The sequence below is a fragment of the Streptomyces sp. NPDC006140 genome, from assembly GCF_040628815.1.
GTDB lineage: Bacteria > Actinomycetota > Actinomycetes > Streptomycetales > Streptomycetaceae > Streptomyces.
The window spans coordinates 707,819-729,833 of record NZ_JBEXTS010000002.1; the positions used below are offsets into that span (position 1 = coordinate 707,819).

The window sequence follows — 22,015 nt, forward strand, 5'->3', positions numbered from 1 at the left end:
TTCCTGGAAGCGGGGATGTCGCATGCTCTGGTGCGAGCCTGCGACCTGAGCGAGAGAGGTGCTTCCACCGGTACTGGGAGCGCTCCCATGAGAAGCGGTCCCGGCCGGGTGTGGGCCCCGCGCGAGCGGCGGGGCCCACACCGGGGTCAGCAGGTGGAATTCGTCTGGGTCAGCAGGCCCAGGCGCCACGGGAGGAGGTTGTAGTCACCGCCCGCGTTGGGGTTCATGCCTTGGTACAGGTACTGGAGCCGGCAGGCGGGAATGGTGAGCGTCTGGTCGTAACCGGCGCGGATCATCTCGCCGTGGCTGATGTCCCGGGTCCAGGCCCCCGAGGGGAAGGTGACGTTGTTCGCCCGGGCGAACGGGTTGCTCTCGGACGCGGACAGGGGAGTCCAGGAACCGGCGAGGCTGGTCGTCGTCCAGGAGCGGAAGTAGCGCCGGCCGTCCGATCCGATGGCCTCGACGAGGAGCAGGTACTGGTTGGAGTCCTGCACCTTGTACACGTTGCTCGCCTCGAAGAGGGCGTACTTGGAGTCCCGGGCCGCGATGACGGTGTTCGTGAAGCCGTTCGGGAACTGGCCGACGGTCGTCTGGGAGCGGTACAGGTGCCCATTGTCGTCGGAGGAGAACAGGTAGCAGTTGGCGCTGTCGCAGATCACCCACATGTCGACCCAGTGGCCGTTGCCGATGTTCTGCTTGATGATGTCCGGCATCGACGAGTAGAAGTGGCGCGGGGCGCTCCACCCGTTGGGGTTGGTGATGTCGGGGTTCGTCGAGTACGACGCGTTGCCGGTCTGGTAGACGAGGTACCACAGGCGCTGCGGCGCGTAGTAGAAGACCTGCGGCGCGGCCCGGTACCCGCGTCCGATGGCACTGCGGTCCAGATAGTGGTGCGTGGCCGAACCGGCCTGGGACCAGTCGCTGAAGTTCAGGTACACCAGGTTGTATCCGGAGGAGCTCGCGGTACTGGCGAACACGTGGTACTTGCCGTTGTACCGGACCACCGTCGGATCCTTGATGCCGGCGATGTTGTGGGTGGCGTCCGACTTCGGTGAGATCAGCGGTCCGGTGGAGTTCCAGGAGAAGCGGGAGGGCAGCGCGGCGGCGGACCGGGGCGCGGGGGCGTCGGCCCGCTTCGTCACGGCCGAGCCCCCCATCGAGGTGAGCGCGGACCGGTAGGCCGGCTTCTTGTTGCCGCTGCGGTCGAACAGCAGGGGGTTCTCCTGGCTGCGCCAGGAGTCGCTGTCGCGGATGCCCCAGACGGTGATGCCGGTGCAGCGCTGTACGTTCATGCAGGCCCGGACGGTGTTCGCGTACGCGGTCGGCGGCGCCTGCGCGATGTCCAGTTCGGTGATCTGCACGTCGACGCCGAGGGCGGCGAAGTTCGACAGCGTGGTCTGGAAGCTGGCGGGCGGGCCGCCGGCGCCGAAGTGGGCCTGGAGTCCGACGCAGTCGATGGGCACGCCGCGTGACTTGAAGTCGCGGACCAGGCGGTAGACGCCCTGGGTCTTGGCCGCGTTCCAGTCCTCGATGTTGTAGTCGTTGTAGCAGAGCTTGGCGGCCGGGTCGGCGGATCGTGCGGTGCGGAACGCCTGCTCGATGAAGCCGGTGCCGAGGACGTCCCGGAAGACCGAGCCGCGCAGCTGGCCGCTGCCGCCGTCGGCGAAGGCCTCGTTGACCACGTCCCAGGAGTGGATGCGGCCCTTGTAGCGGTTCATCACCGTGGTGATGTGGTTGTTCATCACGCCGCGCAGCGTGTTCGCGTCCCTGATGGAGCTGACCCAGCCGGGCAGTTGGGAGTGCCAGACCAGGGTGTGGCCGCGCACGCGCTGACCGCGGGCCGCCGCGCGGTTCACTATCTGGTCGGCGGCGCCGAAGGTGAACTGCCCGCGGGATCGCTCGGTCGCGTCCCACTTCATCTCGTTCTCGGGTGTGACCGAGTTGAACTCGCGGTCCAGGATGGTGGTGTACGCGCCGTCGCCGAGCCTTCCGGCGGCCACGGCGGTCCCGAAGTACCGTCCGGACTGGGCCGCCTGGGCCCCCAGAGTGGACGCCCGGACGTCGTCGGGTGCGGCGGTCGCGGCGGCGGGCGTCACCAGGGCGCCGATGGCGAGCAGGGATAACACCGACGCTCGGCGACGGCCGAGCCGTGTCAGCGGGTTCATGGAGCTCCTCTGCGGTGTTTTGACGAGGGCATGACAGGTGCAGCGATGTGAAGGTGAAGCGCCTGGGGTGATCCCATCACTGTTCGGAATGTCGGACGCTCTTCGGACTGCCGAGCATTCTGGATGATAGAAGGTCGGTCGCGGCAGTCAATATGCCTCGCATGGTTCGTCTAAGTCACCGAAACATTCGAAGGTCTCGTGAGAGCTAAAATCCAGGGTCATTGACCGGATGGGGCGAAGGTGTTGACGTGTCCGGGCGCCTCTGCAGTACCCGTGAGGCCCCGTGCTTTCCGAATGGTGATCGAACTGCGAACACACCCAGTCACTTCACGGTGATGTGATGACATCGAGGGGCTGTGCGCACCAGATCGTCTTGCCGTCGGTGGTGTGCCGGGTGCCCCACCCCTGGGTGAGCTGGGCGACGAGCAGCAGGCCCCGGCCGCCTTCGTCGAAGGCGCGCGCCCGGCGCAGATGCGGTGCGGTGTTGCTGGCGTCGGAGACCTCGCAGATCAGCGAGGAGTCCCGGATCAGCCGCAGCATGATCGGGGGCTCGCCGTATCTGATGGCGTTGGTGACCAGCTCACTGACCACCAGTTCGGTGACGAACGACGCCTCCTCCAGCCCCCAGGCCGCCACCTGGTCGAGGGCGAACTTCCTGGCGCGCGGCACCTCCGCGGGGTCGGGTGCGACGTCCCAGTCGGCGACGTGCTGGGGATCCAGCGCGTGCGTGCGGGCGAGCAGCAGGGCGGCGTCGTCGGTGCGGCGTTCGAGCAGCATGGCGTCCATGACCGTGTCACAGAGGCCCTCCAGCGAGGTGGCCGAACGGTTCAGGACCCGCAGCAGTTCGGCGACGCCCTGGTCGGCATCGCGCTCCCGGCTGCGCACCAGCCCGTCGGTGTAGAGGGCGAGCAGGCTGCCCTCGGGCAGTTCGAGCTCGGTCGCCTCGAACGGCAGGCCACCGAGGCCGAGCGGCGGCCCGGGCTGTGCGGGGACCGGGGTCCTGGTGCCGTCCGGGGAGATGATCAGCGGCAGCGGATGACCGGCGCTCGCCAGGGTGAAGCGGCGGGAGACCGGGTCGTAGACGGTGTAAAGGCAGGTGGCACCGAACTCTCCGGTCGGCTGGAAGTGGCCGACGGGCTGAAGATCACTGGCGAGGTGGATGACCAGGTCGTCCAGGTGGGTCAGCAACTCGTCCGGCGGCAGGTCCACGTCGGCGAGCGTGCGGACCGCCGTGCGCAGCCGGCCCATGCTGGCCGAGGCGTGCAGGCCGTGACCGACCACATCGCCGACGACCAGGGCGACCCGGGCGCCGGAGAGCGGGATGACGTCGAACCAGTCACCGCCCACCTCCGCGCCGGTCCCGGCGGGCAGGTAGCGGGACGCCACCTCCAGCGCCTCCTGGCTCGGCAGCCGCTGCAGCAGCAGGCTGCGTTGCAGGGTCAGCGCGGTCGTGCGCTCGCGCGCATACCGACGGGCGTTGTCGATGGCGACGGCCGCCTTGGCGGTCAGCTCTTCGGCGAGGATCAGGTCGTCGGCGGTGAAGGCCTCCGGCCGGTCGCTGCGGGAGAACGCGACGACGCCGAGCAGCGCGCCGCGCGCCCGGAGCGGCACGGTGATCCGGCCGGTCAGCCCCGCCGCGGCGAGAGACTCGTCGATCAACGGATTGCCCGGCGGCCAGTGGGCCGGGTCGGCGGCGAGCCCGGGCCCGAAGGCCCATTCGCCACCCGGGCCGGGCTCGGCCGCGAGCTGAACCGTGGACCTGCCGGTGGCCATGCAGCGGGCGGCGACGGAATCGGGAGCGTGACGGACCGGCTCGGGGCGCCCGGGAGCCCGGTCGGTGTCGTACGCCGCGCTGTGCCGGGCGGCGCGGCTGAGCGCGATGGCTTCGCCGGATGCGGGGGGAAGGGGCGGTTCCTCTCCGCGCAGCACCTCTTCGAAGAGATCCACGGTGACGAGGTCGGCGAATCCCGGGACCGGGGTCCTGGCCAGTTCCTGGGCGGTGCCGAGCACGTCGAGCGTCCGGCCGATGCCGCCGCCGGCCTCGTTGAGGATGAGCAGGCGCTGCCGGGCCCAGTACTCGGCGCTCATGTCGAATCCCCAGTTGGCCACCGCGCGGACCCTGCCCTCGGCGTCCCGCACCGGCCACATGCTGGTGGCCCAGGCATTGGCGTAGTCGCTGCCGAGCGGACGGAAGACGGTGATGAGACGCGCGGGCTCACCCGTCCTCGCCACCTCGGAGAGCTGGTCGGTGTACGCCTGGTCGTCCAGTTCGGGGAACAGCTCGCGGTACTTCTCACCGAGCACCTGCTCCTCGGAGTGCGCCATCACCCGGCACGCGGAGGCGTTGACCCACAGGAACCGCAGATCGGGGTCGTAGACGCCCAGGGCGAAGGGGCACTGTTCGAAGGCCAGGTCGGCGATCACCGGGCGGCGTTCCCAGCGGTGGACGGTGATCGCGTGGCCGAGCGCGCGGCCGCCGGCGCCGAGCAGCGGGTCGGCCGACACCAGGGCGTCCACCGTGGAGCCGTCCCGGTGGCGCAAGGGGAGGAGCCCCGTGTGGTCGGGGCCGTTGCCGGTGCTCTCGGGGAAACCGGGCGGTGGGGGAGCGGCCAGCAGGTCGGTCACGGGGCGCCCGACGGTGTCCTCCGCCGTCCAGCCCAGCAGGAGCCGCCCACTCTCGCTCCAGCCGCTCACCACGCCGTCCGGGCCAACCACCAGCGCGGCGGCGCGGGCATCCTGCTTGCCGCCCATGTCCACGCGCGTCACCTCCGCCCGGACAGCCGTACCCGTCAGAGCTGGTTTCCAGCCGCAGCTTCCAGCCTAGGACCGCTTCCGCCGCACGGCGCTCCGGCCAGGTGCGCGCCTGGCCGCCGGGTGCGGAACCGAGCGCGGCCGGTGCCCCCGTGGGCCGGTTCGACAACAGGCGAGGTCCGCCGCCGCGACCGGCTTCCCTCATACGCGCCCCACTATCATCGGCTCATCCCCGGCATGCGGACTCCGGAACAGGTCGCGTGCTCCGGGGGCACGTACGGGGAGGGGCGAGGGGTGTCACTGACGGACAAGGCCATCGAGCAGATCCGTGAGCTGATCCGGACCGGTGCCCTGCCCCCGGGCTCGAAGCTCCCACCGGAACCGGACCTCGCCGCCCAGCTCGGCCTGTCGCGCAACCTCGCCCGCGAAGCGGTCAAGGTGCTGGCCGTCGCGCGCGTCCTGGAGGTCCGGCGGGGCGACGGCACGTATGTGACCAGTCTCCAGCCGAGCCTGCTGCTGGAGGGGGTGGGCGGCGCGGTGGAACTGCTGCAGGGTGACTCGGCCGCCCTGCAGGACCTCATGGAGGTGCGGCGGCTCCTCGAACCGATGGCCACGGCCCTTGCCGCGACCCGGATCTCCGACGCCCGACTGGCCGAGGTGAAGCGGCACCTGGACGCCATGCGCGAGGCCCGCGACGACGTCGAACGGCTCAACGCCCACGACGCCGCCTTCCACCGCGCCGTGGTCGCTGCCACGGGCAACGAGTCCCTCCTCACCCTCCTGGAGGGGATCTCCGGCCGCACCCTGCGCGCTCGCATCTGGCGCGGTCTGATCGACGACAAGGCCGCGGGCCGCACGCTCGCCGAGCACGAGGCGATCTTCAACGCGCTGTCCACCCGTGACCCCGCCCTCAGCCAGGCCGCCGCGCTGCTCCACGTGAGCAACACCGAGCAGTGGCTGAGGAAACACCTGCGCTCCGGTGTGCCCGGTGCTGAAGGCCCGGCAGCGCCTTGACGAGCCTGAGCAACCGCGTGGGGCAGCGGCTTGCACTGCGGATCTCCGGGTACAGCGATGGGGTGAGGGGGACCCCCGCACTCCCCGGAGCTTACTGAGAGAGATCCGCCCGTGACCCGTCTCGCCGGCCCTCGCGACGACGATGCGCAGGGACCAGGCGCTGGTCCGGAGGCCATCGCCCGGGACATCGCCGACGCCGTGGAGAGCCTGGCCAACCTGTGGGCGCTGTCCACGCAGGAGGCTGCCTTGAGGCTGTCCCTGCACCAGTTGCGGGCTCTGCGTGCTCTGGGAGCGGCCTCGGAACTGAACCTCACCGCGCTGGCGGAGCGCTTGGACATAGGGCTTCCCACGGCCAGCCGGTTGTGTGACCGGCTAGAGGCTGCCGGTCTGCTGGAACGGGCGCTGCATCCGCACAAGCGTCGCGAGGTGCGGCTGAGCCTCACCCCGCAGGGCCTGGATGTGCTCAGGGAGGTCGCCGCACGTCGGGCCCGGGCGCTGGCGGTGGCGCTGGGGGCGATGGAGCCCGATGAGCGTGTCGCTCTCAGCCGCGGGATGAAGGCGTTTCTCGCAGCCCAGGCAGCCCAGGCAGCCCAGCAGGAGGTACTCCCGCGTGCGTCGGATGCCGATTAGAGCGACCGGGCGTCGATACCGCGTCCGTTCCAGTCGAGGCAGACGACAGCGGCGTCCGCGGTGAGGTGTCTGCTGCCGAAGTGCTCCATGAGACCGGCCACGATGGAGCGCGCGGCCTCGTGCGGCGGCGCCAGCCGTGCCGCGCCGAGGGTCTGCCGGAGGGCGCGCTCGCCGAAGAGGCCGCCGTCCGCGGAGCGAGCGCCGTGCACACCCGAGCTGACCGCGATCAGCCGGTCGCCCGGCTCGACGTGGAAGGTCTGCTCCTCGTACGGGGTCTCCTCGAACATGCCGAGCGGGAGCTGTGCCTCCAGCTCTATCTGCTCGATGGTCATGCCGCGCAGGCGGAAGAGCTGGGGGGACCCGGCGTCGACGGCGTGGACGGTGCCGGTGTCGAGGGCGAAGTGCAGCAGCAGCGTGGAGGCGTAGACCTTGCCGCCGTACTGGGCGTAGATCGCCTGGTCGGCCAGGCATGCCTGGTCGGCGAGGCCGATGCCGGCGCGGCGGGCGTTGCGCAGGGCGCCGACGGCCAGGCTGGTGAGCAGGGAGGCGTCGATGCCCTGGCCCATGCCGTCGGTGACGGTGAGGGTCAGGTGGTCGGCGCTGGTGGACCAGTCGAAGTTGTCGCCCCCGATGGCGTAGGCGGGCTCGAGGTGGGCGCCGATGACGTACTCCTGGCGGGCGCACCCCCGGCCGGGAAGCAGCTGCCACTGCATTTCCGCGGCGAGGGTCAGGCGGCGGGTACGGCGGGCCTGCAGATACAGGTCGGTGTCCCGGCCCGCGGTGTCGACCTCATGGCCGAGCGCGGTGGCGAAGTCGCCGAGCCGGAGCACCAGGGCCGCGTCCACGACATGGGACGGCAGGCGCACGGAGAGGACACCCAGCCGGTCGCCGCGAACGGTGATGGGCAGGTGCACGACCTCGGTGGCCGGATCCCGGGTGACCTCGACGACCGGTGCCTGGGTGGTGAAGGCACGCCCCGCCGGGCCGTCGTGCGCGGGCACGGGCTCACCGGTGTGGGGCAGGTGCGTGACGGGCTGCAGGACCGTCAGCCCGTAGTCGGCCAGGAGCAGGGTCACCTCCTGGGCGCCGGTGCGTTCGGCCAGCAGGTGACCGGCGGTAGCGACCAGCGCATGGGGTGGAGCGGCGCGCAGCAGGCTCTCCGCGGACGCGGCCGGTTCCGAGGTGTTCATGGCATCCGCCCTCTCCGCTGGTGGTTCCCACGCTATCGCGGCCGGGTCCCGCGGTGGCCACGGGAAAGGAACAAGTGACCGACTCCGGATGAGCCGCGCGGTCACGGGGGGTGGGGGAGGCCGTGGCGGGCGGCCTCCGGGGCGGTGCGGCACAGTAGCAGGCAGACGTCGTCATCGCGTTCCGAGTCATGGATCATCGGTTTGAGCAGCGACTCCGCCGCCGTGTCCAGGTCATGCTCCAGTTCGGTGGCGCTGAGTGCGGCCAGGGCGTGGCCGAGCCGGACGATGCCCGGGTCGATGCCCTCGGTTCGGCGTTCGACCAGTCCGTCGGTGTAGAGGGCGAGTGTCGAGCCGGGCGGGAGGGCGACGGTGTGGTCCTCGTACGCGTAGGGCATGGGTACGCCCAGCATGATCCCGGGCTTGGTCTCCAGCACGTGGACGGTGCCGTCGGTCTCGCGCACCAGGGCGGGCGGGTGGCCGGCGGCCGCCCAGACGACGGTGGGGTCGCCGGGGCGGAAGCGGGCGATGACGGCGGTCGCGTACAGCTCGTGCTGCTGGTGGCGGAGCATGCGGTGCAGGCGGGTGAGGATGCCTGCCGGGGTGTCGCTCTCGAGGGCGTAGGCGCGCAGCGCGGTGCGCAGTTGTCCCATCATGACGGCCGCGCGCAGGCCGTGGCCGGTGACGTCTCCCACGACGGCCAGCAGGCTGCCGTCGGACTGGACGAAGGCGTCGTACCAGTCGCCGCCGATGTTCAGTCCGCGTGTGGCGGGCAGGTAGCGGGCTGCCAGGAACAGCTCCGGGGTGGTGGGCAGTTCGGTGAGCTGGGCCCGTTGGAGGGCTTCGGCGGTGTCGCGGTGCTGCTCGTAGCGGCGGGCGTTGTCCAGGGCGATGCCGGTGCGGCGGGCCAGTTCGATCAGCATGACGGCCTCGTCGGGATCGAATCGGGAACCGTGCGCGGTCAGGGTCAGCACGCCCAGGATGCGGTGCCCGACGAGGGGGACACACAACAGGGGACGGGTGGGGGCGAGGGCCGAGGGCGGCAGGTCGTCGACGCCGGGCAGGCTGCCGGGGTGGGCGGCGGCGTGCTGGGGCCGGCCGGTGCGTGCGGCGGCCACGGCGGCGGCCGGCCGGTGTCCGTGGCGGGTGGTGGGGTCGTCGTCGAAGAGCCAGACGTCGAGGTGGCCGGCGTAGCGGGGGACGAGGAGCTCGGGCAGGCGCTGCAGGATCTCGTCGTGGTGGAGCGACGCGGTCACGGCGTCGCCGGCGTCGGCGAGGAAGGTCAGCAGACTCCGTGCGTTCTCCGCCTGGACTCGTGCGGCCCGTTCGGCGTCGAGCAGGTCGTGCTGGGTCACGGCGGCGGCTTCCAGCTCGGCGTGCAGGGCCAGGACGCCCTGGTTGGTCTGGTGCAGTTCCTCGCGGTAGGAACGGAGCAGACCTTCCTGCGCGTCGATCCGCTCCAGGAGTTCGGCGGTGTCCTCGTCCGCCGCCAGGAGCGCCTCGGCCATCCCCGCACTGTCGACCTCGGCCGGACCGCCGGTGTCCACGTCGCCGGGTTCGGGGCACATGAGCGAAAGCCGCCAGTCCGGCTGATCGCCCTGCGTGTGCCCGGCAGCCGGGCGCACGGTGACCTCGAGGCGCCTGTGGCCGCGGGCGTCGGCCTGATGCAGGCGGAGGAGCAGGTCCGAGGCCGCGCCTCGATCGAGGCACCACCGCAGTTTCTCGGTGACGGCGGTGAGGAACCGGGCGCGCTCGACCAGGGGCACCCCCGCGGCGGCAGTGAGCCGGGCCGTGGCCGTCCGGGCGCGGGCCGCGTCGGCGGCCGAGGCGATGGGCCAGATGTCAGGTACGGCGGTCATGGGCGCCTGCCCGGCGGTCGGGGGCCAGGACGGCCACGCTGGTGTCGTCGCGCAGGGGGCGGGCGGCGCTGCCGGCATCGCGCAGGATCGTCGCCGCCACCACCGCCGGGTCATGGCCGAGGAGGTCGGTGTCCTCCGGCGGCGTCCAGCGGCTGGGCAGTCCGTCGCTGTGCAGGACGAGGAGGCTGTCCCGGCTCCACGCCAGGTGCTGCACGGGCACCCTGGCGGGGAAATGGGCACCGACGATGCCGGGATGGGAGACCAGCGGCTGCCAGCTGTCCCCTGTGCGGATGCGGGCACCGACGTTGCCCACGCCCGCGAAGCCGAGCCGGTGGGTGTCCGTGTCGAGCTGGGCCACGGCGACAGCGGCGCCCCGCGTGGTGCGCAGTGCCCCGTCCAAGTGCCGCAGGATCTGCTCGGGCGGCAGGTGCGCGCTCCGGTGCAGTTCGTCGACGGCCGCGTCGGATGCCGTGGCGGCCTTGGCGCCGTGCCCCAGGCCGTCGGCGAGCATCAGCGTCAGGCGGGGACCGGAGCGCACCCAGGCAAAGGAGTCACCGGAGTGCGCGGCCTGGGCGAGGGGGGCGTTGATCCCTCCCAGGCGGTGGTGGTGCCCGGTCTCCGCCCGGTGGGTGACCGGCTCCTGGTCGATGCGGGCCATGACGACGGTGCCCCGGCCGCGCACGCTGTACAGGTCGAAGGCGCTGGAGATGCGGACGCAGGTGCCCAGGCCCGCGCCGAGGGACGCGGCGGCGGTTGTGTAGCCGTCGCGCAGCGCCGCCGCGACGTCGGGGATGCCCGGGCCGTGGTCGATGGAGACGAGCTGCACCGCGGCGCTGCCGGACCCGGCGTCGGTCGGCGGGCGTTCCAGGAGGTTGATCAGGACGCTGCCGCCGCCGGCGTGCTTGAGCAGGTTGGTGGCCAGTTGGGTGGCGACCAGCGCGGCGATGGCGGTGCGGTGCGGATCGAGGCGGGCCCTGGCACTGGCCGCCTCGGCCGCGACGCGGACGTCCCGCACCCGGGTGGAGTCGTGCACGGGGGTCTCCCAGACCCTGCTCATCCGTCCTCCGCGCGGGGGTGGGGCAGGCCGGTGGCCCACGCGGCGACGGTGATGGTGGTGCCATGGCCGGGACGGCTGTCGACGCTGAACTCCTGGACCAGGCGTTTGGCCCCGCTCAGGCCCATCCCCAGCCCGTTGCCGGTGGTGTAGCCGTCGGTCATCGCCAGCTCGATGTCGCGGATGCCGGGGCCGGCGTCGGTGAAGGCCAGCCGGAGCCCCTGAGCGGAGCCCTGGTGCAGCATGGTCATCTCGACCTGGCCGCCGCCCCCGTGGATGAGGGTGTTGCGGGCCAGCTCGCTGACCGCGGTCACCAGCTTCGTCTGCTGCACCAGCCCGAACCCGAGCTCGGCTGCCACCTGTCTCACCTGCTGCCGCACCCACGCCAGATCGGCGTCCGAGCCGATCGGCAGCCTGATGGTGCGCGTGTCATGGGAGGTCTGCATGGTGCGCCCTCCGGGGGTGGGGCGGATCGGTGGAGGGGCCGTGCTCAAGCAGGGTCATGGCCCGCTCGACGTCCAGTGCGGTGCGCAGTCCGGGCAGGGTGAGGCCCAGCTCGACGAGGGTGATGGCCACGGCGGGCCGCATTCCGGCCAGCACCGTCCGGGCAGCCATCAGACGGGCGCTGGAAGCGATCTCGGCGAGCACGCGGCCCAGGAACGAGTCGACGATGTCCACACCGGAGATGTCGATCACCACACCCGTCACCCGGCTGTGCGCGATGCGGCGGGTGATGTCGTGCTGGAGCTGCTCGGCCTCGCTGTCGTGCAGTTCCCCCTGCAGGGTGATCAGGAGGGTCTCGCCCAGGGCCAGTACCGGCACCCGGGAGGTGTGGCCCCGCCTCGCTCCGGTCACGACAGGCTCGTGCCGACCGGAGCGCGGGCAGCGACCACGATGCCTTGCTGCTGCAACGCGTACGCCAGAGCGTCGGCCAGCGACGACCGGGTGAGCACGGTCCCGAGGTCGATGCCGAGGTGGACGATGGTCTGCGCGATCGCGGGCCGGATGCCGGAGACGACGCACTCGGCGCCCATCAGCCGCGCCGCGGCCACCGTCTTCATCAGGTGCTGGGCGACCAGCGAGTCGACCGTGGGCACGCCGGTGATGTCGAGGATGGCGTACCGGGCGCGCTCGGCGACGATCGCGTCCAGCAGGCTCTCCATGACCACCTGGCTGCGGGCGCTGTCCAGCGTGCCGATCAGCGGGACGGCGACGATGCCGTCCCACAGCTTGATCACCGGGGTGGCCACCTCCATCAACTGCTGGCGCTGCCGTTCGATGAGTTCGTCCCCCTGGCTGAGCGTCGTCTCCATCACGACCAGGCGCAGGGTGCCCATCAGCACGGTCAACGCCAGCACGCACTGCTGCGCCTGGTCGTCGGCCGGATCCGGGAACTCTCCGCGAAGAAGCCTTACGGCCGGCTGGTGCAGGACGGCGACCTCCCCGGCGACCTGCGCCGGGGTCGCACCGGTGCGGGCCCGGGAGGCGGCCATCCGGCCCAGTTGGTCACGCACCGTCCGGAAGCCGGGCGCCGTGATGTCGTCCAGCCGCCCGGAGGCGGCGACGTCGGACAACGCGTCCACCACGGCCTTGCCCGCCTCCACCGCCTCGTCCCGGGACACGGTGAACACCGTGCGGAAGAGCTCGGCGTCGGCCCAGCGCTGGGCGATCTGCTCCTGCCTCGCCCGGAGGAACTCGCCCACCTTCCGCGCCGCCCACTCCGAGACCGCGTCTTGCTCCGACACCTGCATCTTCCCCTCGTACCGGATCTCCCGATGCCCGGCACATGGCAGGCCATCAGACAATTATTGCCGCATGGCAAACATTAGCCCTGGCGGTGCGGAGCAAACAACAGCCGACCGCAAGACGTGCGGACCTCGTGCGGCCGTGGTCAGCGTCCGCGCCAGTCCAGGCAGACCACCAGGGCGTCGTCGTCCGGGGCGGTTCTGCCGCGGTGGCCGGTCAGCTCGCGCAGGATGGCCCGGGGCACCTCGGCGGCAGGCAGCAGCCGGGTCGACTGGATCGCCCGGGACAGGGCGGCGTCGCCATAGGCCTCTCCGCGCGGCGAGGCGACGTCGTAGACGCCGTCGCTGACGAAGACCAGCCGGTCGCCCGGCTCGGCCCGGAACTCCTGGGCCACGTAGTCGGTCTCCTCGAACATGCCGAGCGGCAGCTGGGCCTCGAAGGTGATCCGCTCCACCGTCCCGCCGCGCAGGCGCAGCATCTGGGGGGAGCCCGCGTCCACCACCCGGGCGCGCCCGGTGGCCAGGTCGAAGTCGAACATCAGCACCGACAGGTAGCAGCGGCCCCGGTAGTGGGCGTACACCGCCTGGTCGGCCAGGGCGGCCTGGTCGGCCAGCGGGATGCCGGCCCGGCGCGCGTTGCGCAGCGCGTTGATCGCCAAGTTCGTCAGCAGGGAGGCCTCTATGCCCTCGCCCATGCCGTTCGTGACGTAGAGCATGAACCGGTCGGCCGTGGCGGACCAGTCGAAGTTGTCGCCGAAGATCGCGTACGCGGGCTCCAACTGCGCGCCCAGCTCGTACTCCGGCCGGGCACAGGAGCGGCCCGGCAGCAGCTGCCACTGCATCTCGGCGGCCAGGGTCAGCCGGTCCTTGCGGCGGGCCTGGAGGTACAGGTCGGTGTCCCGCTCGGCCACGACCACCTCGTGCCCGAGCACCTCGGCGATCTCCGCGAGCTCGGCGCGGCAGGCGGTGGCGTGGTCACCGTCCGAGAGGGTCACCGACAGTACGCCCAGCCGGTCGCCGCGCACCGTGACCGGCAGATGGACGCGCACCCGGCCGCCTCCGACCGGTTCCGCATAGGGTTCCTGGGCGCCGAAGGCCCGGCCGGCCGGGCTGTCGTGCACCGGAACCGGCTCCAGGGTGTGCGGCAGCACGGACACCGGCTGGAGCACGGTCAGCCCGTAGTCGGCCATGAACAACTCGACCGCGTCCGCCTCGTACCGCTCGCTCAGCACACGACGGACCGCGCTGAGCAACTCGTGGGGAGCCGCTGTTCGCAGAGCGCGTTCAGCGGCCACAAATCTGTTCATGAGGGTTGATACACCAATCTTTCGCCGGACGGCCGGCGACGCCTCGTTCCGCGCCGAAGCCGTCGGATGCGCTCCGCGCGGATCGTCCAAGTCATCTGTCGCCAGCGCGTGCGCCTAGTACGCTGACAGCCTTCCCCGTGCCTGCGAGAGTGTGACTGTGACTGCCTTCAGCCCCCGCCGAGAGCCGAACGAGGTCGCCCGAGTGACCTCCACGGCCGCGGAGCTGCTGGAAGTCCTGCTGGGGCAGGCGTCCACGGCGCCCGTTTCCGGGTCCCAGTTGCGCGTGCTGCTCATCCTCGAGCACCACGAGGGCATCAACCTGCGCACCCTCGCCGACACCCTCGCCTCCACCCCGCCCTCCACCAGCCGGCTGTGCGACCGGCTGCAGGCCGCGGGCTTCGTCGAGCGCGAGATGAGCACGACCGACAGACGTGAGGTGCGGCTGCACCTCAGCGCCCGGGGCCGCGCCTTCCTCGACGACCTGCGCGCACGCAGGGAGAAGGCGCTGCAGGCGATCCTCGACCAGATGCCCGCCGCGAAACGGGCAGCCCTGCTCCAGGGGCTGGAGGCGTTCTGCGCCGTGGCGGCGACCCGGATACACGACGACGCCGAGGATCCGGGCAGGCAGACGGCCTGAACGCCTTTGTACGCAGCCTCCCTGCCCGCCGTCGGGTACGGATGGTCAGCGCACGGAGCGGTCTCCGCCCACCGGAACATTCCAGATCCTTCCCCGTGCAGGTCCGAGCACGGTTACTTTGTTGCCTCACGGCTATAGTTGTCAAACGGCAACTGTCACTCCGCGGGCATGGAACGGAAGACCTGGGGTAGGCGCGGCGCAGGTCGGTCAGCCAGGCGACTGGGACGGCCGAGGCGAGAGGGAGGGCTTGTGGCAGCGACGACGACACATGTCGAGGCAACGACGGACTCTGGTATCGGACTGCCACACGTGGACGACCCGCACAAGCTGGCGCCCAAGGACGCCCGGGCACTGTCCGGACTCTTCCTCGACCGGCTGGCCGTGCTGGAGGAGGGGACCCCCGAGTACCAGTACGCGCGCAACACGCTCATCGAGATGAACATGTCGCTGGTGCGGTTCGCCGCCCGCCGGTTCCGCAGCCACGGCCAGGACATGGAGGACGTCGTCCAGGTCGGGATGATCGGCCTGATCAAGGCCATCGACCGGTTCGAGGTCTCGCGCGAGGTGCAGTTCACCAGCTTCGCCGTGCCGTACATCGTCGGCGAGATCAAGCGGTTCTTCCGCGACACCTCCTGGTCCGTCCACGTGCCGAGGCGCCTGCAGGAGGCACGCGCGGAGCTGGCCAAGGCCCGCGACGAACTCAGCACCCGCCTGGGCCGCGCCCCCAAGACCTCGGAACTGGCCGCCCTGATGGGCCTGACCGAGGACCAGGTCATCGAAGTCCACATCGCGGCGAACGGCTTCACCGCCGCGTCCCTCGACGCCGCCATCACCAGCGACAGCGAAGACGGCGACGCCACGTTCGCCGCGTTCGTCGGCGAGGAAGACCCCGCCCTGGAACTCGTCGAGGACTTCCAGGCCCTGGCGCCGCTCATCGCCGGCCTGGAGGAGAGGGACCGGCGCATCCTCCACATGAGGTTCGTCGAAGAACTCACGCAGGCGCAGATCGGCAAGGAGCTGGGCATCTCCCAGATGCACACCTCGCGGCTCATCAGCCGCATCCTGGCCCGCCTGCGGCAGGGCATGCTCGCCACCGCCTAGCGGCCGTCTGCGGCGGTCGGCGGTCGTGCGGGGTCGGAAATTCCCTCGCGCCGCGCCGCGGACTGACCGAGACTCGCCTCATGACTGACATGGGGGAGTTCGGGGACGCGGTCGCCGCGTGGGCGGCGGGAGGCCCCGAGGCCCCCGCGCGGGAACTGGCCACGCGGCTGTCCGTCAGGGCAGCCGTCCTGCTCGAAGGGCGCAGCGACGTCGCGGCGGTCAACGCGCTGGCGCAGCGCCGCGGCCGGAACCTGGCGGCCGAAGGGGTCTGCGTCCTGTCGATCGACGGCGCGATGAGCGTCGGGCGCTACGCCCGACTCCTCGGTCCACCCGGCCTGGGCCTCCGCCTCAGGGGACTGTGCGACGAGGCCGAGCGTCCCTACTACGCCCGCGGCTTCGACCGGGCCGGCGCGGCGCGGCAGGGCTTCTTCGTCTGCGCGGCGGACCTGGAGGACGAACTCATCCGCGCGCTGGGTGTGCCACGGGTGGAGGAACTCGTCGAGCAGGAAGGGGACCTGCGCCCCCTGCACACCTTCCTGCGCCAGCCCGCACAGCAGGGCCGTGCCCCGCAGCAGCAGTTCAGGCGCTTCCTCGGCACGAAGAAGGGGCGCAAGATCCACTACGGCCGTGTCCTCGTCGAGGCCCTCGACCCCGACCGCGTTCCCGCCCCGCTCGACGACCTGCTGCGCAGCCTCTGACCCCGAGCCGCAACCCGGTGCCGCCCTGTCTCATGGCGGAGCGCGAACTTCCCGCCCGCACGGACCGTTGTACCGGACGCGGAGATCGCACACACGACATGACGAGGGGGTCTGCGGTGACAGACTTGACGGCCGCGGTCGAATCGGTGGAACAACTCTCCACGGTCTGGCGCGCCATGGTGCTCGACCGGGAAGAGAACGCGGACGTACGGGACCTCCCGGGGGTCGCCGTCCGCTGGGCCGACTGCCGCTTCGCCTTCTGGAACGCGGTGACACTCACCGACGTCGGCGCGGACCAGGCCTTACTCGAACAGCGCCTCGGCCAGGCGGCGGACATCATGCGCTCCAAGGAACAGCCCGGTTTCCTGTGGCTCTTCGAGGACCTGCTCGCGGACGACGCGCGCGCCGCACTGGACGAGGCGGCGGAGCGCGCGGGCCTGGCCTACGCCTTCCCCGGTACCGGCATGGCCGGCGACCTGCTGCCGATCCCCGCGCCACACCACCCCGACCTGACGTTCGAGCGGGTGACCACCGACGATCAACTGCGGGCCTACGCGGACATCAACTCACGCGCCTACGGCTTCCCCCTGGAGGAGGGCCGCGACGGCATCGCCGGCTCCACGCTGTGGAAGAAGGAGGTCCACGCCTACCTGGCCCTGCGGGACGGCGCCCCGGTCGCCTGCGCGGCCACGATCGAGGCGGAGGGCCGCCTGTTCGTCGTGCTCGTCGCCACCGAGCCGGACGCGCAGCGCCGCGGCTACGGCGAGGCGGTGACCCGCAAGGCGCTGTACGAAGGCGCCCGCGCCACCGGACTGACCCGCGCCACCCTGCACGCGACGGCCGCCGGCGCACCCGTGTATCCGCGGATCGGCTTCGAACCGAACTCACCGATGCGCTTCTACGGGCTGGCGGGCTGAGCCGCAGAGCACCGTTCCGACAGGGGGCGACCCACCGCCTGTCAAGATGGTGACAGAGAGTGGGGTCGCCTCTGTGTGCGAGGCTGGTTCCGCGTGGCCGGACGACGGGAGAAAGGTGGTGCGCCATGAGCGACGTCGAGGAGAGGGCGCTGCTGGCGGGTGGTTGCTTCTGGGGCATGCAGGAGCTGATCCGGTCCCTCCCCGGGGTGCTGCGCACCCGGGTGGGATACAGCGGCGACGACGACAAGCCCCGCCCCACCTACCGTGACCATGGAAACCACGCGGAATCGATCGAGATCGTCTTCGATCCCACGGCCACCGACTACCGCACGATCCTGGAGTACTTCTTCCAGATCCACGACCCCACCACGAAGAACCGGCAGGGCAACGACCTGGGCCCCAGCTACCGCTCCGCCATCTTCTACCTCGACGAGGAGCAGCGCCGCGTCGCCCAGGACACCATCGCCGACGTCGAGGCGTCCGGGCTGTGGCCGGGGCCGGTGGTCACCGAGGTCGTGCCGGCCGGCCCGTTCTGGGAGGCCGAACCGGAGCACCAGGACTACCTCCAGCGCTACCCGGACGGCTACACCTGCCACTTCCCCCGCCCGAACTGGCGCCTGCCCAAGCGCGCCGAGTCCTGAACACCCGGCGCGGCCGATGACGGTACGCCTGCCTCAGCGTGTCGCCGTGGCGGGCGCCGTCCTCTTGCGTGCGTGGCAGGCGGCCGCCCTTGAACCCCGTTTCACCGCCTGCCGGGCGACGGTGGCCAGATACCACAGCTTGACGAGTGACAGTGGTGCGCCGCACGGAGCCTCTCGGCCGCGCCGCGGCTCCGTCTCCCGTCACTCGCGTGCCGGTTCCAGGCGCAGCTCGCGGCCTTGCCACCGCCGGCGCAGCCAGCGGTCGTGGCTCGCGACCACGATCGCACCCGGGCTGCTGCCCAGCGCCGCCTCCAGCTCGTCGCACAGGCGCGGCGAGAGGTGATTGGTGGGCTCGTCGAGCAGCAGCAGGTGCGGCGGGCGGGCCACCAGGAGCGCCAGGGCCAGACGCCGGCGCTGCCCCACGGAGAGCTGCCCGACCGGTTTGCCCAGGTCCGCCTCGTGCAGCAGGCCGAGTGAGCCGAGCGGCACCTTCTCCGCCCGCTCCGGGCCGAGCGACAGCGCGTAGGTGTCGCGGACCGTGCGGTCGGGCCGTTCGAACACGGTGTCCTGGGTGAGCAGCCCCACCGTCAGCCCGCGCCGCCGGCGCACCTCGCCCTCGGCGGGGAGGCGCCCGGCGAGCACGGCGAGCAGTGTGGACTTGCCCGCGCCGTTGCCGCCCGTGACCAGCAGCCGGTCGGTCGCCGCCACCTCCACGGCGTCCACCGCGAGCCGGCCGGGCACCCGTACGTCCCGCAGGGCCACCAGCGGCTGTGGCCCCTCCTCCGCCCACGCCGCCACAGCCCCGGCCGCGAAGCTCAGCGGGCGGGGCGGCTCGGGGACCCGGGTGCGCTCCAGGTCCTCCAGCCGCCGGGTGGCGTTGCGGACGCGGCGGGAGATCTGGCTCTGCACCCGGCCCCCTCGGTGGCCGTAGCCCATCTTCTCGTTGTCGCGCGGCCCGCGGTCCGGGGCGACCCGGCGCGCGGTCACCCCCGCCGAGTGGCGCAGTCGCTCCAGCTCCTCCTGCTCCTCGGCGTACCGCCGCTCCCAGCGCTCCCGCTCGGCGCGTTTCTCGGACAGGTAGGCGCTGTAGCCGCCGCCGTAGCGGACCGGGCCGTCGACCGCCGGGTCGAGGTCGATCACATCGGTGCAGACGGCGTCGAGGAAGGCCCGGTCGTGGCTGGCGAGCACCACGGTCCCGGGCAGGCCGCGCAACTGCTCCTCCAGGAAGGCGGCGGCATCGTCGTCGAGGTGGTTGGTCGGCTCGTCCAGCAGCAGTGCCGGTGGCCGGCGGACGAGCAGCGCGGCCAGGGCCAGACGGGCGCGCTGCCCGCCGGAGAGCGAACCGAGGGTGCGGTCGTGTCCGACCGCGCCGAGGCCCAGGCCGTCCAGCACCAGGGCCGCGCGGCGGTCGGCGTCCCAGGATTCCCGGTCCTGGGCCTGCTCCAGCCGCCTGCCGTAGGCGTCGAGGAGTTCCCGGTGGCGGGGATCGTCCTCCGGGACCCGGGCCAGCTCCTCGCCGAGCCGGTCCAGCTCCGCGAGGTCCTCGCGGGCCTCACGCAGCGCCTCGTCCAGCACCGCGGCGATCGTCGAGTCGGCGTCGTACGGGAGTTCCTGGTGGAGGAAGCCGAGGCCTTCGGGGCGGGTGACGCTTCCCGCGTCGGGTGCGTCCACGCCGGCGAGCACCCGCAGCAGGGTGGACTTGCCGACGCCGTTCTCCCCGATCAGGCCGATGCGGTGGCCGGGGGAGGCGGTCAGGCAGACGCCGTCGAGGACGCGCCGGCCGCCCAGGTGGCGGACGACGTCGTGGGCGAGCAGAGCGGGTCGGGGCATGGGTGTCCGTCCTCCGTGTTCGGTGGTCGGCCCGCCGGGCGTACGGCCTCGGACGCGGGCCACGTGGCACGCCGACGGCTCACACCGCCGAAGCCCCCGTCCGGAGGTTGTTCTGGGCGACCAGGCCCGTACGGCCGGTGGTGACGGTGAAGGACGGGTCGTCGAGGACCGGGGTGTCGTCGGGCCGGACGAAGGAGAGGTTCGAGCAGACGATGGCGGCGTCGGACATGGAGGCGACCTCGAAGGAACTGAGGGCAGACAGGGCTCTGCCCCGGCAGACGTGGGAAAAGGGGTACGACGAACCGGCCACGTCGGCCGCGCTCCGCCGCGCGCCGGTGGCCGTCAGCTCCGGATCTCACCCGGAGATGTCGTCTTCACCCACCACGTCTGTGACTCCTCGACGCATGGTCAATGCCGCCGCCAGCGTAACAGCGCGCCTCTGGCATGCAGGGACGATTTCAGACAGGGGCGTGAGCCCGAACGCTGCGGGCCCGGGCCGTCAGCCGACGCGGTAGCGCACCGGCAGGGACAGCACGCCGCGGATGATCCCGGAGCCGATCCAGTCGAGCGAGTCGACCGGGGCGGCGAGTTCGAGTTCCGGGACGCGGGACAGCAGGGTGCGCAGGGCGATGTCCGTCTCCAGCCGGGCGAGGGGCGCGCCCAGGCAGTAGTGGATGCCGTGTCCGAAGGCGAGATGACGGGCGCCCGGCCGCGTCACGTCGAGAACGGCGGGGTCGTCGCCCACGGCCTGCGGGGCGTCGTGCCCGGCCGATCCGAGAGCCACGACGATCATGCTCCCCCGGGGGATCGCCACCCCGCCCAACTCCAGGTCCTGCGACGCGTAGCGGCTGGTGGAGCGTTCGACCGAGGTGTCATGGCGCAGGAACTCCTCCACCGCGCCGGGCATCAGCCCGGGCCGCTCCCGCAACAGCTCCAGTTGCTCGGGGTGTCGCAGGAGGGCCAGCACGGCGTTGCCCAGCAGATTCACCGTGCTTTCGTGGCCGGCGACGACCAGCATCATGGCCGTCCCCACCAGTTCCTCCTCGGAGAGCCGGCCGTCCTCCTCGTCGCGTACGGCGACCAGGGCGGACAGCAGGTCGTCCTGGGGGCGGCGGCGCTTCTCCGCGACCAGGTCGGCCAGCAGCCCGTGCAGACCGGCCAGCGCCGGACGGTGCTCGGGTGAGGCCACCCGGAGCGCCTGTCCGGACCAGCGGCGGAAGTCGAGGTGGTGCTCCCGGGGGATGCCGAGGAGTTCGGCGATGACCGTGGCGGGCAGCGGGGCGTTGAAGGCCTCGACGAGGTCGGCCTCGCCCGACGGCGGCAACGCGTCGATCAGGTCGTGGGCGATCTGCTCGATGCGCGGGGCGAGTTCGGCGGTGCGGCGGGGGGTGAAGGCCGCCGAGGCCAGTCGGCGCAGCCGGGTGTGCTCGGGCGGGTCGGCCTCCATCATCTGCGCCCCGAGTCCCACCTTGGGCTGGTGGAGGACGTAGCCGGCGGCGGCCAGGGCCTCGGCGGCGGGTGTGGCGTCCTTGAGCAGAGCGGGGTGGGTCAGCGCCTCCCGGGCCAGGTCGTAGCCGACGACCACCCAGCCCTGCAGGCCGAGGTGGAACTCGGCCGGGTGAATGGGGCCCAGCTGCCGCAGCCGGGCGTAGCGCGCGGGGGCGTCCGCCTTGAAGGCGGGATCGATGACCACCCTGCCGTCCTGGTAGGGGCATGGCTGCTGCGGGCTCATGGAGCGTCTCTCCCGTTCTGGTGATCGCGCGGACCGCATGACGCAGGTTCACAGACGGCCTCTGGCTACGCTAACCACCTGTGACGGGCGCGGTACGGCGAACGGCTGGGCGAGACCGGTTGTTCGGCGACCGGGCAGGGAGGAAAGCGTTGATCGTCTGGGTGAACGGTGCGTTCGGCAGCGGGAAGACCACGCTCGTGGACGAGTTGCGTGCCCGCTGGCCCGAGGCGCTGGTCTTCGACCCGGAGATGGTCGGCTTCGTGCTGCGGCAGATCGTGGAGGTGCCGACCGGCGACTTCCAGGACCTCCGCCTGTGGCGCCGCCAGGTCGCCGACCTCGCCATCGGCCTGGTCGAGGAGTACGACCGCCCGGTCCTGGTCCCGATGACCTTGGTCAACCCCGGGTATGTCGGTGAGATCTTCGGCGCGTTGAAGGACGCGGGCGTCGACGTTCACCACTTCTTCCTCAAGGTCTCGCGGCAGGTCCTGGAGGAACGGATCGACGGGCGGAGCTTCACACCGGACGACCCCGCGCAGGACGAACGGGTCCGGCGCTGGTGCAAGGACAGGATCGCCCCGTGTGTCGCCGCGGCCGACACGCTGCCCGGGGGCACGGTGTTCCTCGACGGTGAGCTGACTGCGCGGCAACTGGCCGAGCAAGTGCTGGCCCTGGTCCGAGCCGGTGCCTGATCAGTCGGTGGACGCGCTCGTTGCCCGGCCCGGGGAGTCATGCCCCACGCACAGACGC

20 protein-coding genes are annotated in these 22,015 nt (G+C 71.8%); 8 read left to right on the forward strand and 12 right to left on the reverse strand.

Annotated elements, in window-relative coordinates:
• Nucleotides 1–146: 146 nt before the first annotated feature.
• Both ABZ386_RS08360 and ABZ386_RS08365 read right to left on the reverse strand, forming a co-directional pair.
• Nucleotides 147–2,165: a non-reducing end alpha-L-arabinofuranosidase family hydrolase gene (locus ABZ386_RS08360; protein ID WP_358964289.1), complete on the reverse strand. Its 2,019-nt coding sequence runs from the start codon at nt 2,163–2,165 to the stop codon at nt 147–149.
• Nucleotides 2,166–2,492: 327 nt separating this feature from the next.
• Entirely contained in the window at nt 2,493–4,916 is a 2,424-nt protein-coding gene (locus ABZ386_RS08365; protein ID WP_358964291.1) for a SpoIIE family protein phosphatase, read from the reverse strand.
• Between the two features lie 294 nt (nt 4,917–5,210).
• Between ABZ386_RS08365 and ABZ386_RS08370 the strand changes: the two genes are divergently transcribed.
• The gene (locus tag ABZ386_RS08370; protein ID WP_355719781.1) at nt 5,211–5,930 is read left to right on the forward strand and encodes a FadR/GntR family transcriptional regulator; all 720 of its coding nucleotides are present in this window, start codon (nt 5,211–5,213) and stop codon (nt 5,928–5,930) included.
• 111 nt (nt 5,931–6,041) lie between these two features.
• Nucleotides 6,042–6,560, forward strand: coding sequence for a MarR family transcriptional regulator (locus ABZ386_RS08375; protein WP_356619286.1), 519 nt, complete (start codon nt 6,042–6,044; stop codon nt 6,558–6,560).
• Here the strand turns inward: ABZ386_RS08375 and ABZ386_RS08380 are convergent.
• The 7 genes from ABZ386_RS08380 to ABZ386_RS08410 form a co-directional block, all read right to left on the reverse strand.
• Nucleotides 6,557–7,750, reverse strand: a complete 1,194-nt coding sequence (locus ABZ386_RS08380) for a PP2C family protein-serine/threonine phosphatase (RefSeq protein ID WP_356503715.1) — start codon at nt 7,748–7,750, stop codon at nt 6,557–6,559. The two genes, ABZ386_RS08375 and ABZ386_RS08380, sit on opposite strands and share 4 nt — an antisense overlap.
• Before the next feature lie 101 nt (nt 7,751–7,851).
• Nucleotides 7,852–9,606, reverse strand: a complete 1,755-nt coding sequence (locus ABZ386_RS08385; RefSeq protein WP_356673059.1) for a SpoIIE family protein phosphatase — start codon at nt 9,604–9,606, stop codon at nt 7,852–7,854.
• The gene (locus tag ABZ386_RS08390) at nt 9,590–10,663 is read right to left on the reverse strand and encodes a SpoIIE family protein phosphatase (RefSeq protein ID WP_356619282.1); all 1,074 of its coding nucleotides are present in this window, start codon (nt 10,661–10,663) and stop codon (nt 9,590–9,592) included. The genes ABZ386_RS08385 and ABZ386_RS08390 overlap by 17 nt, the downstream gene beginning before the upstream one ends.
• Nucleotides 10,660–11,106 (reverse strand): anti-sigma regulatory factor, encoded by a 447-nt coding sequence (locus tag ABZ386_RS08395; protein WP_351343936.1) that lies wholly within the window; start codon nt 11,104–11,106, stop codon nt 10,660–10,662. Before ABZ386_RS08395 ends, ABZ386_RS08390 begins: the two co-directional genes overlap by 4 nt.
• On the reverse strand, nt 11,090–11,515 hold the full coding sequence (locus ABZ386_RS08400) for an STAS domain-containing protein (protein WP_351343939.1): 426 nt from the start codon (nt 11,513–11,515) through the stop codon (nt 11,090–11,092). Before ABZ386_RS08400 ends, ABZ386_RS08395 begins: the two co-directional genes overlap by 17 nt.
• Nucleotides 11,512–12,411: an STAS domain-containing protein gene (locus ABZ386_RS08405; RefSeq protein ID WP_358964294.1), complete on the reverse strand. Its 900-nt coding sequence runs from the start codon at nt 12,409–12,411 to the stop codon at nt 11,512–11,514. The genes ABZ386_RS08400 and ABZ386_RS08405 overlap by 4 nt, the downstream gene beginning before the upstream one ends.
• Before the next feature lie 140 nt (nt 12,412–12,551).
• Entirely contained in the window at nt 12,552–13,712 is a 1,161-nt protein-coding gene (locus ABZ386_RS08410) for a PP2C family protein-serine/threonine phosphatase (RefSeq protein WP_356619278.1), read from the reverse strand.
• 151 nt (nt 13,713–13,863) lie between these two features.
• Here ABZ386_RS08410 and ABZ386_RS08415 point away from each other — a divergent pair, with 151 nt between their 5' ends.
• From ABZ386_RS08415 to msrA, 5 genes are all read left to right on the forward strand, one after another.
• Complete coding sequence (locus tag ABZ386_RS08415; RefSeq protein ID WP_351343948.1) at nt 13,864–14,349, forward strand: MarR family transcriptional regulator; 486 nt, start codon at nt 13,864–13,866, stop codon at nt 14,347–14,349.
• A 300-nt stretch (nt 14,350–14,649) separates the two neighbouring features.
• Nucleotides 14,650–15,450, forward strand: a complete 801-nt coding sequence (locus ABZ386_RS08420; protein ID WP_351344463.1) for an RNA polymerase sigma factor SigF — start codon at nt 14,650–14,652, stop codon at nt 15,448–15,450.
• Between the two features lie 80 nt (nt 15,451–15,530).
• Nucleotides 15,531–16,148 carry a TOPRIM nucleotidyl transferase/hydrolase domain-containing protein gene (locus ABZ386_RS08425; protein ID WP_351343951.1) on the forward strand — a complete coding sequence of 206 codons (618 nt, stop codon included), beginning with the start codon at nt 15,531–15,533 and terminating at the stop codon, nt 16,146–16,148.
• Between the two features lie 116 nt (nt 16,149–16,264).
• A complete protein-coding gene (locus ABZ386_RS08430; RefSeq protein WP_358964296.1) occupies nt 16,265–17,065 on the forward strand; it encodes a GNAT family N-acetyltransferase in 801 nt (266 codons plus the stop codon).
• A 125-nt stretch (nt 17,066–17,190) separates the two neighbouring features.
• Nucleotides 17,191–17,706 carry a peptide-methionine (S)-S-oxide reductase MsrA gene (gene msrA / locus ABZ386_RS08435; RefSeq protein ID WP_114250304.1) on the forward strand — a complete coding sequence of 172 codons (516 nt, stop codon included), beginning with the start codon at nt 17,191–17,193 and terminating at the stop codon, nt 17,704–17,706.
• Between the two features lie 201 nt (nt 17,707–17,907).
• Here the strand turns inward: msrA and ABZ386_RS08440 are convergent, their stop codons facing one another.
• From ABZ386_RS08440 to ABZ386_RS08450, 3 genes are all read right to left on the reverse strand, one after another.
• Complete coding sequence (locus ABZ386_RS08440) at nt 17,908–19,536, reverse strand: ATP-binding cassette domain-containing protein (RefSeq protein ID WP_358964297.1); 1,629 nt, start codon at nt 19,534–19,536, stop codon at nt 17,908–17,910.
• A gap of 79 nt (nt 19,537–19,615) precedes the next feature.
• Entirely contained in the window at nt 19,616–19,765 is a 150-nt protein-coding gene (locus ABZ386_RS08445) for a hypothetical protein (RefSeq protein WP_351343964.1), read from the reverse strand.
• Nucleotides 19,766–20,035: 270 nt separating this feature from the next.
• Entirely contained in the window at nt 20,036–21,268 is a 1,233-nt protein-coding gene (locus tag ABZ386_RS08450; RefSeq protein ID WP_355720667.1) for a cytochrome P450, read from the reverse strand.
• A gap of 149 nt (nt 21,269–21,417) precedes the next feature.
• Here ABZ386_RS08450 and ABZ386_RS08455 point away from each other — a divergent pair, with 149 nt between their 5' ends.
• Entirely contained in the window at nt 21,418–21,957 is a 540-nt protein-coding gene (locus ABZ386_RS08455) for an AAA family ATPase (RefSeq protein ID WP_351343970.1), read from the forward strand.
• The last annotated feature ends 58 nt before the right edge of the window (nt 21,958–22,015 follow it).